Genomic DNA, 12,616 nt, shown 5'->3' on the forward strand with positions numbered 1-12,616 from the left:
GAAATGAAACATGAAACAGAAAAATGAAAATGCGCCCCGTCTGGGTGGCGCAGGACGCAAGCCCAAAGCATACCCGGCAGTGTTCAGGTACTCTATCAGCTTCAATGCGATAGACCACGCCCGCTTTTTGGCATTGTTCGACCAATCCGGTATGCGCACCAAAGCGCATTTTATCACCGCCCGCATCTTCGGCGAACCGTTCAAAGTGATTAAAATCGACAAGGCGGCAGTAGAATATTATACCCGGCTGACCGCTTTATATTCCCAGTACAGGGGTATTGCCGTGAATTATAATCAGGTGGTAAAGGCTCTCAATACCAATTTTTCAGAGAAGAAAGCCCTCGCATTTCTCTATAAACTGGAAAAGGCAACGATGGAACTTGCCGACCTGAACCGCCAAATTATTGAACTGACCCGTGAGTTTGAAACAAGATGGTTGCAAAGATAAGCGTAGGCAGTTCCCTGTTCGGTGCGCTTTCCTACAACCAAAACAAGGTGGATGAAGAGCAGGGAAAGGTACTTTTAAGCAACCGGATGTTTGAGAGCGAGGACGGGAATTTCAGCATCCGGCGTTGTATGGAATGTTTCGATATGCACCTGCCCGCAGACCTGAAAACGGAAAAACCGATTATCCATATCTCCCTGAACCCGCACCCGGACGATGTGCTTTCAGACAGCCAGCTTGCGGATATTGCCAAAGAGTATATGGATAAGTTGGGGTACGGCAACCAGCCGTATATGGTTTACAAGCACGAAGATATTGCAAGGCATCATATACATATCGTTTCCATCCGGGTGGATGATACGGGCAAAAAGATAAACGACAAGTTCGAGCATATCCGCAGCAAACAAATCACCCGTGAACTGGAACAGAAGTACGGGCTGCATCCGGCAGAGAAGAAACAGGCAGCCGAACGCCCCGAACTTAAAAAGGTGGACTACCGGGCAGGGGACGTAAAGCACCAGTTATCCAATACGGTGAAAACCCTTGCCAGCAGTTACCGTTTCCAAAGTTTCACGGAGTACAAAGCCCTGCTATCTATATATAATGTACAAGCGGAGGAAGTGAAAGGGGAAGTGAACGGCAAACCCTATAACGGCATTGTCTATTCAGCGACCAATGACAAGGGAGAAAAGCAGGGAAACCCGTTCAAATCTTCTTCTTTGGGTAAGTCGGTAGGTTACGAAGCCATCCAGCGGCACATCAAGAAATCCACAAAGGACATTCAAGACAAGAACCTGAAAGAGCGTACCCGCCGGACAGTCGGCGCAGTGATGAAATCCGCCCATAACCGTAAGGAACTGGAACAAGAACTGAAAAAGAAAGGTATAGATGTACTTTTCCGGCAGAACGATACAGGCAGGTTATACGGTGTAACATTCATCGACCACGAAAACCGTACCGTCCTGAACGGTTCACGGTTGGGAAAAGACTTTTCCGCCAATGTGTTCAATGACCTGTTTTCCGGCTCCCGTACTTTGGCGGGAAACAGCAAACAGGAAATGCAGGAACACACACTGGAATATAACCCGACCGGACACCTTGAAAATACAGGTAAAGCCGTTGCCGGACTGTTCAGCTTGTTATCCGGTGGGGACAATACGCCACCCGATAACAGCCAAGTTCCACCACCCAAGAAGAAAAAGAAGAAGAAACAAAGACGTATTTAATAACTATAAAAATTTCAATTATGCAGAATGAAGATGATTTGAGAGGTCTTGCAAAGGTCATGGACTTTATGCGGGCAATCAGTATTTTATTTGTAGTGATAAACATTTACTGGTTTTGTTACCAGTCATTCCGGGAATGGGGTATCAATATCGGGGTAGTCGATAAAATCCTGCTGAACTTCCAGCGTACCGCCGGGCTGTTCTCCAATATCCTATATACCAAACTTTTTTCAGTGGTATTCCTTGCGCTTTCCTGTTTGGGTACAAAGGGAGTGAAAGAGGAAAAAATCACATGGAACAAGATTTATGTGTTCCTGACAATCGGTTTTATCTTGTTTTTCCTGAACTGGTGGTTGCTGGCTCTGCCCTTGCCAGTGGTAGCCAATACAGGTTTATATATCTTTACCATGACAGCCGGGTATCTCTCGCTGTTGGCTGCCGGAGTATGGATTTCCCGCCTGTTGAAAAATAACCTGATGGACGATGTGTTTAATACCGAGAATGAAAGTTTCGCACAGGAAACACGCCTGATAGAAAACGAGTATTCCATCAACCTGCCGACACGGTTCTACTACAAGAAGAAATGGAATGACGGGTGGATAAACGTTGTAAACCCGTTCAGGGCAAGCATGGTTTTAGGCACACCCGGTTCGGGAAAGTCGTATGCGATAGTCAATAATTACATAAAACAGCAAATCGAAAAAGGCTTTGCTGTTTATATTTATGACTACAAATTCCCTGACCTTTCAGAGATAGCATACAATCATCTAATCAACCATTTAGACGGATATAAGGTAAAACCTAAATTCTATATGATTAATTTTGACGACCCACGCAAAAGCCACCGATGCAACCCGATAAATCCGGCATTCATGACGGACATATCGGACGCATACGAAGCCAGTTACACAATCATGTTAAATTTGAATAGGAGTTGGATAACCAAACAGGGGGATTTCTTTGTGGAAAGTCCGATTATCCTGCTGGCTTCCATCATTTGGTTTTTGAAAATCTATCAGGGTGGCAAGTATTGTACATTTCCGCACGCCATTGAATTTTTGAACAAGAAATATGCCGATACGTTCACTATTTTAACCAGTTACCCCGAACTGGAAAACTATTTGTCGCCGTTCATGGACGCATGGGAAAGTAATGCGCAAGACCAGTTGCAAGGGCAGCTTGCATCCGCTAAAATTCCGCTTTCAAGGATGATTTCACCCGCCTTATATTGGGTAATGACAGGTGATGATTTTTCATTGGATATAAACAACCCGGAAGAACCTAAAATATTGGTGGTAGGCAATAATCCCGACCGCCAAAATATCTATTCCTGTGCTTTGGGACTATATAATTCCCGTATCGTGAAACTGATAAACAAGAAGCACCAACTGAAAAGTTCTGTAATTATTGACGAGTTACCGACCATCTATTTTCGGGGGCTGGATAACTTGATAGCAACGGCACGAAGCAACAAGGTGGCGGTCTGTTTGGGCTTTCAGGATTTCAGCCAGTTACGCCGGGATTATGGGGATAAAGAAAGCAAAGTAATCGAAAATACAGTGGGTAATATCTTTTCCGGTCAGGTGGTTTCTGAAACAGCAAAAACGCTTTCAGACCGTTTCGGAAAGGTACTGCAAAAACGGCAAAGTATGACTATCAACCGGAATGATAAATCAACCTCTATCAGTACGCAAATGGATAGCCTGATACCATCCAGTAAAATATCCAACTTAACACAAGGTATGTTTGTAGGTGCGGTCAGTGACAATTTCGATGAAAGGATAGAGCAAAAAATATTCCATGCGGAAATTGTGGTGGATAACGAGCAAGTGAAAAGGGAAACCGCCAATTACAAAAAACTGCCCCAAATCATAGATTTTAGGGACGAGGACGGGAACGACTGGATGCAGGAAGAAATACAGGCGAACTACAACCGGGTCAAGCAGGAAGTCCAGCAGATTGTCACGGACGAAATGGAACGGATAAAGAACGACCCTGATTTGCAACACCTGATAAAAATAGATGAGTAAATGAGCAGGGGATTATACCCCTGCTTCTATCCATTCCTCAGGAATAAGTGCATTATCTTTTTTCTTTCCACGCCAATTTCTAATTAACTTTATACAGTCTGCATAGTCTTTCCAAGTGGCTTCTCCTGCGTGTTCAATGATAATAACCTGAACTTGAGAGTTTGTTCGTTTTTTGAAATCTGCTAAAACTTGAAAAATTCTTTTCACCTTTAATACGGCTTCTTCATTATTTACTTTCTTTTTGTTCTTTAGTTCAGGAAAATAAACTTGAGATGGTTGGTCAAAAACTATAAAACTAGGAACTTTGTTATATTCTTTTGTGGATAACAAGTATTCATGTATAGCAAGTATGGTTGAGATGTGATATGACATAAAATTGTGACCACTTCCAATTTCCCATAGAAAATCTTTTCTACTCGAAGATGAGAATTGAAGAGTTAAATTTTCTATATCGAATAATATGTTGTCGTTACAATATTCTGCTCCAAATATTCGAGCATAGTATTTGATTTTATCGCTAATATTTTGTAGAATTCTTTTCTTATTTTGCTCTAAAGTGTCAGAGTTGAATTCTTTTTCTATGCTGTATATTTTGTTATTTACCTCATTCAAATCTGATAATAAACTTCCATTGTTTGCTATTTTGTCATAATTCTTCAGTGATTCTTCCAACTTTCCACCAAAGCGAAAAATAGAATTTAGCATCTGATGTTGTTTTTGGTAATCTTGATTTTCTTGGGATAAAGTTTGTTTTTCGATACGAATTTGATTAAGTAATGTTTCTAATTTATTGAGGTCTGATTTTAAATTAGAAATTTCTTTTGTGAAAACTCTATGACTATCTGTTACTTTTCTTGAGAGAGTATTTAATTCTAAACTTAATGCAGAATAATTATCTATATATGTTTTTGCTAAAGTATTATTTGAACCACAAAAGGGACATGTATTATTATCAAAGCAATCTTTTAACCAGCTTAATGCATCTAGTCTACCATTTTGAGTCTGAATATCATTTCCATAATTAATATTGCTGATTTTAACATTCTCAACTAGGCGTAGTTTTTCTTTTTTTTCTTGAATAGAAATAGCTGTTTGATATTCTTTTTCATCCAATTCTGCTAATCTCATGCTAATTTGCGATGATGCTCCCTCTTTTATTATTGGTATAACATTCCTATTTATTTTATTTAGAACGTTTCTTAACTGGTTTACATATTTTTCTGATGACCATGAATTTTCGATGTCATCTAGTTTGCTATCTGTTAAACCTAATTCATAGGCTATTGCATAGTAACTTTTAACTTCACTTAGCCAAGTGTTTGCAATATTTTTACGTTGTTCAATCTCTTTTTTTAGAAGTTTAGCTTGTGTCTGTAATTCTTTCAATTCTTCTTTAAGACTCAATAGCCTGTCATTTAATATTCCTAATATATAAGGGAAAATAGTAATCAATTTTTCTCTATTTTGGTATGTATCTGCTTTGTAGAATAACGCATAGGGGTTAGCTACTAAATGTTGAGGTTGAAAATTTAATGATATTAAATCTCGAAAACTTGCTGGTTGAGCAATACTTTTTTCTCCTAAATCAAAGCCTGTTAGTTGTGCTAATTTGTTTAATTCTAATATAATATCTTTATAATTAGCATTTTCTTCTATTGCGTGGGGAATTACAATTTTCTTACCACGTTGGATATACATACTTGTAGATACAATATCTAATCCGGCTTCTTTTCTTGCTAAAAGAATTTCTCCATCATTATGATGTATAATAATCCCAAACCAGCTAGTCAAGTCTCTTATATATCCGATTGGAATACTGCATTTACTACTTGCTAAACAATAGTCTATTATCGAAATTATTGCTGATTTCCCTTTTGCGTTATCACCAGAAATTACATTCACAAAGTCTGCAACAAAAGGAATTATGCGTATTTTCATTTTTGGGTTCTTAGGCCACAATATAATTTTGCTAATTTTACAATCCATATCAAAAGGTTATATTATAGTAGGAACATATTTCTTCATCTTCTAGATTACCTAACCAATGTCCTAGTCTTCGTGCTGTTTTCAACATTTTATCATAATCTTGTTTTTTAGAAGAATCAGGAATTGATTTTCCTCTGTTGGGTATAAGTTCGGCATTTTCCTTGTCATAAAATAATATAGATGTAGAAAATGCAATATTTAATGATTGAAAAGTTATCTCTGAAAAAGATTTCATCTTTAGAGGTAGAGAATCCCAATTCAAGGTATTGTTATTTAGAGACTTTATCATGCTTCCTAATTTATAGCTTCTTCTATAAATTTCATCAGAAAAGTCTTTAGAAAATGCGATAGGGAGCACCATAAAAGAAAAAGGTAATTTTATACCTCTATTTTTTACAGAATAATATTCCTTTGTAAATTGATAGATAAGATGGCTACCTACAATTGGATTTTGCAAAAGGATAAACTCATCTATTTCCAATATTTGTTCCATATTTATTTATTATATTTTGCCAATTAGGATGCCAGCCAATGAGTAAACTATTAGCTAACTTATGATAACTTCCATTGCTTAGATAACTATATGTTGGTTCTACTCCAGCAAGTTTTCCTTTATATTTTAACGTTTCACAATATACTTCATACCCAATGTCAGCAGGTGTGTTTTTATTTAATCGTTTGTGCTTCCAAAAAACTTGTTGCCAATTTTCCTTCAGACTTTCTTCGTATGCAATTATATGTGATTGAGTTATATTTGCATTTAAAGCATATTTATGCTTTTCTTGTTTTGCCCTTAGAAAATCTTGTATTGCTTTTAATTTTTCATCTTCACCGACCTCTATAATATCCAGCTGTTTCACAAACGTACTTCCTTTTTCTTTTTCTTGTTCATAGCTTGTAACAGGTATTAAATCAGTAGCTTGTTCTATAAATGGCTTCAGAGCTATTTGTTGTTTTAAAAAATCTCTTTTTTTCCATAACATTTTTGGGGTAAATAGAGAATCTAAATCTTTTTCCCATAATGAGAGACAAGTATTTACAATCCACCCATAGAGAGAATTCATTATATCATAATATGGAATTTCATCATCTTTTAGATGAAGATTTTGGATAATCTGTTCTATAAAATTTTGCCTATCATAATTTTTGTGACATTCACACAATTCTATCCTTTTCAACAAGCCAACAATATCTTCTTTGCTATATTCTTTAAATTTATCAATATATGGCAATAGAGTTTTACTTTTATTGTTATTGGCTATGTTTGTTAGTTCTTGATATGCTGTATTATATATATTTTTATCCACAGAAGCAGATGAAAGGCTTTTTATAATGCTATTTCCTTTACATGATACATTTGTTGCTAATAAAAATTTAGAGTTAGCAACATCTATATTTTTTGTTTTTATCAATGTAAGCCAATTTGTAATTGATTTCCATAAATTTTTATTAGTATTTGAAAAGGGATATTTCTTTTTAATACTTGCTTTATCTTGTTCATAAATTGTTTCAATATCCTCTCCTTGTTGCAAACGAATAACAACATCATCATCTGTTTCGATTGAAACAATCGAATTTTCGGGAGATACACTTAGCCAATAAAGAACTCTGTCTATTTGGTATAAATAGCCATACATTTGTCCTTTTGCTGCATATAAGTAGTCTGATAAAGATTCACTCATAATAGCCTTATTTCTTGTCAATTGCAAATATAATAAAAAATATTCGTTTTATTACATATTCATATTTATATGCAATGATAAGACAAATGAAGCCAAACAGGGACTAATGAAGCCACCTATTCCCAAATCCTTAAATATACTCTATTTCATCCTTACTTTTACTTCCGAAAATTTTATTTATTCACTAAAATTCAAAAAGTTATGGATGCTAACACAGCCAACCAGTCCACCACTGACGAACAGATGATGGATATTCTTCTTGTACTGGATAAGGAGAAAAAGACAATCAGCGCAGTAAAAGGCGTGGATGAAAACGGGGAACTCCAAACCGTACCACCGGAGAACAACAGCGAACTTCTGAAATTCGACCGTCACGGTGATTTCTTTTCCAACTTCTTTTCCAACATGATGAACCAGTTGAAGAACCCGACCCGTTTTAACTTCTTCAAAATCCCAAAGATTGAACTTCCTAAAATTGAGCCAATAATCAGAGATAACTTCAATCATCCGACACCTGAAAACGAAGCGGGCATAGAGCGTTACCGGGTAACACCTGAAACCGTGAAGCAGGAAGCCAAGAAAGAACAGCAGGAAACCCAACAACCACAGGTACAGCAGCCAGCCAAAGAAACGGGAGCAACGGCACAAGCACCACAGCAACCCGACAAAAGCAAGTATGTGATTGACCCGGATAAAGTGGACTGGGAAGCCTTGAAGAATTTCGGGCTATCCAAAGAACAGCTTGAAAAAGCAAAGGCTTTAGAACCCATGTTAAGGGGATACAAGTCGCCCGGAGCGTTTACCATTGCGGGTAACTACAATTCAGCCATTATGAAACTGGACGCACGTTTATCTTTCCGGCACGACAAAGACGGGAATGTAGTTTTGGCGATACACGGCATCCGACAAAAGCCGGAACTTGAACGCCCGTTCTTCGGACATGAATTTTCCAAAGAGGATAAAGCCAATCTTCTTGAAACGGGAAACATGGGACGGATAGTAAACCTGAAAAACTATATCACGGGAGAAATGATACCCTCTTTCGTCAGTGTGGATAAGGTAACAAACGAACTGGTTTCCATGCGTGCAAGCAGCGTCCAAATACCCGATGAAATAAAGGGTGTCAAACTGAACAAGGAACAAAAGGAAGCCTTACGGGAAGGAAAAGGGGTATTCCTTGAAAATATGATTTCCAACCGTAAAAATCCCTTTTCCGCAACCGTTCAGGTCAATGCGGACAAGAAAAGTCTGGAATTTATCTATCCCAATGCCAAACAGTCACAGGAGCAACGGCAGAAACAGGAACAACAGAACAGCCTTGTCACCAGTGACGGTGTAACCATTCCCAAAAGCATTTCAGGAATAGAGCTATCCCGCCAGCAACAGCAGGATTTAGTCAATGACAAAACCATCTTTGTTGCCGGGCTGAAAGACAAGCGGGGGGTCGAATATGATGCTTATATTCAGGTGAACCATGATAAGAAGAAGTTAGGCTTTTACAGTGACAATCCCAGCTTTGACCGTTCCGCCGTGAAAGAAATTACCCCCGCCAGCAAGAACCGCACACAGGTAGCGGTCAATTCGGAGGGCAAGACCAACGAAGCCACCAAGAAAGTGAAAGAACCCTTGAAAAAGGGTCAGGACAAGCCCACTGAAAAACAAAAGACCAAGCAGGATAAAAAGGAGAAGCAGGAGCAGACGGATAAACCAAAGCAAAGCAGGGGGCGCAAAAGATGATAGTGGTATTAATCCTTATCCCGGTTGTCGGTTTCGCCCTGTTCTTTTTCGCCTGTTACAAAACAGACTGGGAAGTCATAGACAAGCAGAACCGACAATTTTATGTAGATGGTTATCACATCTACTATGACCGGAAAATCCTAAGACAAAAAGAAGTGGAACAATTAAAATCAAAATTAGAATGATTGCAGTAATCGGAGAAAAACCAAGTGTGGCAAGGGATATTGCCCGTATTTTAGGAGTGAGTGAAAAACAGGATGGCTATCTTTCAGGTAACGGGTATCTCGTTACCTGAAAGATAGCCATCTTGTAGGTTTGGCAATGCCGGAAGCATACGGCATACAGAGTTTCCGCCGGGAAAGTCTGCCTATTATCCCGGATAGTTTTCAACTTATACCCCGACAAGTGAAAGCGGAAAAAGGGTACAAGGCAGACCCCGGCGCATTGAAACAACTAAAGGTAATCAAAGAAGTATTCGACCAGTCGGATAAGATAATTGTCGCTACCGATGCAGGGAGAGAGGGAGAACTTATCTTTCGCTACATCTATCAGTATATCGGATGCAACAAGCCTTTTGTCCGTTTATGGATAAGCAGCCTTACCGACAAGTCAATCCGTGAGGGACTGCAAAACCTGAAAGCCGGCAGCCTTTATGATAACCTTTTCCTTTCGGCACAGGCACGCAGCGAAGCGGATTATTTAATTGGCATAAATGGTACACAGGCTTTAAGTGTGGCAGCCGGACAAGGTATTTTTTCTTTGGGACGGGTACAGTCGCCCACGTTGGCGATGATATGTACCCGCTTTTTAGAGAATAAGAACTTTATCCCGCAAAAGTATTGGCAACTGAAATTACAGACAACTAAGGACAATGTAACTTTTACAGCACTATCCACAGAAAAGTACGATATGCAGCAGCCTGCCATCGACACGCTGCAAAGGATAAAGGAAGCGGAAACAGTAGAGGTGAAAACCGTAGAACGTAAGGAAGTGAATCAAGAACCGCCCTTGCTTTATGATTTAACTTCACTCCAAAAAGAAGCGAATACGAAACTGAATTTTTCCGCAGACAAAACCCTATCCATCGCACAAAAGTTATACGAGGGTAAACTAATCAGCTACCCCCGAACCGGAAGCCGTTATATCTCACAGGACGTGTTCGAGGAAATCCCGGAACGTCTTGTTAATTTGGAACAATACGCCCGTTTTGCCGGATATGCCGCTGGGATAAAAGGCAAAGCCTTAAATTCCCGTTCCGTGAACGATGGCAAGGTAACAGACCACCACGCCCTGATAGTAACGGAAAACCTGCCCGGTAAACTGGAAACGGACGAACAGGCAATCTATGAACTGATAGCCGGACGGATGTTGGAAGCCTTTTCTGAAAAATGCGTCAAAGACGTTACCAGTGTAACGCTGGAATGTGAAGGGTCGCTTTTCACGGTCAAAGGCTCTACAATCAAGTCCGCCGGATGGCGTGCCGTATTCGTCGATAAAGAGGACGGGGAAGATAACACCACTTTGCCCGCCATGCAGGACGGAGATAGTTTACCGCTTTCCGATATTGAATTACTGGAGAAACAGACCAAGCCCAAGCCGTTGCACACGGAAAGCAGTTTGCTTTCTTCAATGGAAACGGCGGGTAAGGAACTGGAAAACACCGACCTGAAAGCCAGCATGAAAGATACGGGTATAGGCACACCCGCAACACGGGCAGCCATCATCGAGACGCTGTTTTCCCGCCAGTATATCGTCCGGGAGAAAAAGAACCTTGTCCCGACCGAAAAGGGACTTGCCGTTTACAACATCATCCGGGACAAGAAGATAGCAGACGTTGAAATGACGGGTATGTGGGAAAACACGCTTGCCAAAATAGAAAGCGGGGAAATGAACCCCGATACGTTCCGCAAAGGTATCGAAGTATATGCACGGCAAATCACGGCTGAACTTTTGGACGTTCAGCTTTCTTTCGCTTCGGGTAGTGGTTGTATCTGCCCGAAATGTAAAACAGGGCGCATCCTTTTCTATCCGAAAGTCGCCAAATGTTCCAATGTGGATTGTTCCGTTACCATCTTCCGCAACAAGAGCGACAAGCAGCTAACGGACAAACAGATTACCGAACTGGTGACTACCGGGAAAACCGGGCTAATCAAAGGCTTTAAAAGCAAGAACGGCAAAGTCTTTGACGCTTCACTTGCCTTTGACGAACAGTTTAATGTTACTTTCGTGTTTCCTGAAAAGAAAGGCAAACCGAAGAAATAAGATGGAAATCATTATATTTGCCACAGAAAGTTTCATTATAGATAGACTTATAATTGAAATTTTTGTGGTTGAAGCACCCGGAGGGACACCGGGTGCTTTTTATAAATCTTCTCTACATCACCCTATAAATATACCATTCCCATCTTTTTTTATTTTTTTTTCGCACGTAACTATCTGATACGCAAAAATAGTTACCTCTTTGTAACTGTCTAACGTTTAAGTAACTTCTTTTTTTATACTAAGTGTATTTATATCTTTGCAATCGAAAAAGATACTTAATATATCATGTTTACCGCATTGGTATATTTGTTTGGTGTCTTAACAATACATTATTAACTAATAAAAAAAGAATTATGCACTACACTGGAACTATTTGGCGACCGCCTTACGAAGCATACTCAATGCTCATTCAAGTAACAGCTGGATGTACTCACCATTCCTGCAAATTTTGTACTTTATACGAAGATTTACCTTTCAAATTCAGGCTATCACCAATTGAAGAGGTAAAATCGGATTTAAAGGAAGCAAGTTATTATTATAGACACGCACAAAGGGTGTTTTTCACAGGTGCAAACCCATTTGTGCTTAGTGTGAATAAGCTTAAAACACTTGCGAAAATGGTACATCAATACTTCCCTGCTTGTCAGAGTATAGGATGTTTTGCACGAATTACGGACATTACCCCTAAATCTGTTACAGAATTAAAAGAATTGCGAGAACTCGGATATGATGGAATTACAATCGGAGTTGAAACCGGATATGATGAATCTTTGATTTTCATGAGAAAGGGATTTCTATCAAAGGACATCATTGAGCAATGTAAGAAATTGGAAGAAGCAAATATTACCTATAACTTCTTTTATTTGACAGGAATTTATGGTAGTGGAAAAGGCAAGATTGGTGCAAAGGTAACAGCAGAAATCTTCAACCAGCTTCATCCGCAAATAATTGAATCTTCAATGCTTACAATTTATCCGACTTCGGAACTGTATAAGGAAATACAGGCTGGTAACTGGAAAGAAGAAACTGAAATTGAGAAGTTGGAGGAAATGAAGACTTTGATTGAAAATCTTAAAATTGATGCTCGATTTGTAACGGATGGGGCGTCCAACTTAATTCAGGTTAGAGGCAATTTGAAAACAGATAAACAAAAAATGATTGCTTTTCTAAAACAACAAATAGCAGAGCAAGACGAAGCTTATTTGAGAAGCTATCGTGAAAATCTGCCACATTTATAAAATCTATCTA

General features: G+C 39.2%; 9 protein-coding genes and 1 pseudogene. 7 read left to right on the forward strand and 3 right to left on the reverse strand.

Annotation, left to right across the window (positions count from 1 at the left end; translation table 11 throughout):
- Positions 1-10 precede the first annotated feature (10 nt).
- The 3 genes from mobA to mobC are packed head-to-tail and all read left to right on the forward strand — an operon-like array spanning position 11 to position 3,701.
- Complete coding sequence (gene mobA / locus R3O62_RS10950; protein WP_317472718.1) at positions 11-448, forward strand: conjugal transfer protein MobA; 438 nt, start codon at positions 11-13, stop codon at positions 446-448.
- The gene (gene mobB / locus R3O62_RS10955) at positions 433-1,671 is read left to right on the forward strand and encodes a conjugal transfer protein MobB (RefSeq protein ID WP_317472716.1); all 1,239 of its coding nucleotides are present in this window, start codon (positions 433-435) and stop codon (positions 1,669-1,671) included. The genes mobA and mobB overlap by 16 nt, the downstream gene beginning before the upstream one ends.
- Positions 1,672-1,691: 20 nt before the next feature.
- The gene (gene mobC, locus R3O62_RS10960) at positions 1,692-3,701 is read left to right on the forward strand and encodes a conjugal transfer protein MobC (RefSeq protein WP_317472714.1); all 2,010 of its coding nucleotides are present in this window, start codon (positions 1,692-1,694) and stop codon (positions 3,699-3,701) included.
- A gap of 12 nt (positions 3,702-3,713) precedes the next feature.
- On the opposite strand, the gene R3O62_RS10965 is transcribed toward mobC, so the two are convergent.
- From R3O62_RS10965 to R3O62_RS10975, 3 genes are read right to left on the reverse strand one after another with little or no spacing between them, the layout of a single operon-like run.
- Positions 3,714-5,639, reverse strand: a complete 1,926-nt coding sequence (locus tag R3O62_RS10965; protein WP_317472712.1) for a DUF3732 domain-containing protein — start codon at positions 5,637-5,639, stop codon at positions 3,714-3,716.
- Positions 5,640-5,688: 49 nt separating this feature from the next.
- Positions 5,689-6,180, reverse strand: a complete 492-nt coding sequence (locus R3O62_RS10970) for a three component ABC system middle component (protein ID WP_270646136.1) — start codon at positions 6,178-6,180, stop codon at positions 5,689-5,691.
- Positions 6,155-7,369: an ABC-three component system protein gene (locus R3O62_RS10975; protein WP_270646135.1), complete on the reverse strand. Its 1,215-nt coding sequence runs from the start codon at positions 7,367-7,369 to the stop codon at positions 6,155-6,157. The genes R3O62_RS10970 and R3O62_RS10975 overlap by 26 nt, the downstream gene beginning before the upstream one ends.
- A 201-nt stretch (positions 7,370-7,570) precedes the next feature.
- Here R3O62_RS10975 and R3O62_RS10980 point away from each other — a divergent pair, with 201 nt between their 5' ends.
- The 4 genes and pseudogenes from R3O62_RS10980 to R3O62_RS10995 all read left to right on the forward strand — a co-directional run bounded on the left by R3O62_RS10980 (position 7,571) and on the right by R3O62_RS10995 (position 12,606).
- A complete protein-coding gene (locus R3O62_RS10980) occupies positions 7,571-9,106 on the forward strand; it encodes a DUF3945 domain-containing protein (protein ID WP_317472708.1) in 1,536 nt (511 codons plus the stop codon).
- Positions 9,103-9,291 (forward strand): hypothetical protein, encoded by a 189-nt coding sequence (locus R3O62_RS10985; RefSeq protein ID WP_317472706.1) that lies wholly within the window; start codon positions 9,103-9,105, stop codon positions 9,289-9,291. Before R3O62_RS10980 ends, R3O62_RS10985 begins: the two co-directional genes overlap by 4 nt.
- A pseudogene (gene topB, locus R3O62_RS10990) lies at positions 9,288-11,368 on the forward strand (DNA topoisomerase III). Before R3O62_RS10985 ends, topB begins: the two are co-directional and overlap by 4 nt.
- 353 nt (positions 11,369-11,721) lie before the next feature.
- Positions 11,722-12,606 carry a radical SAM protein gene (locus R3O62_RS10995; RefSeq protein ID WP_007653483.1) on the forward strand — a complete coding sequence of 295 codons (885 nt, stop codon included), beginning with the start codon at positions 11,722-11,724 and terminating at the stop codon, positions 12,604-12,606.
- The last annotated feature ends 10 nt before the right edge of the window (positions 12,607-12,616 follow it).

It is taken from the genome of Bacteroides hominis (assembly GCF_033042785.2).
Classification (GTDB): Bacteria; Bacteroidota; Bacteroidia; order Bacteroidales; family Bacteroidaceae; genus Bacteroides; species Bacteroides hominis.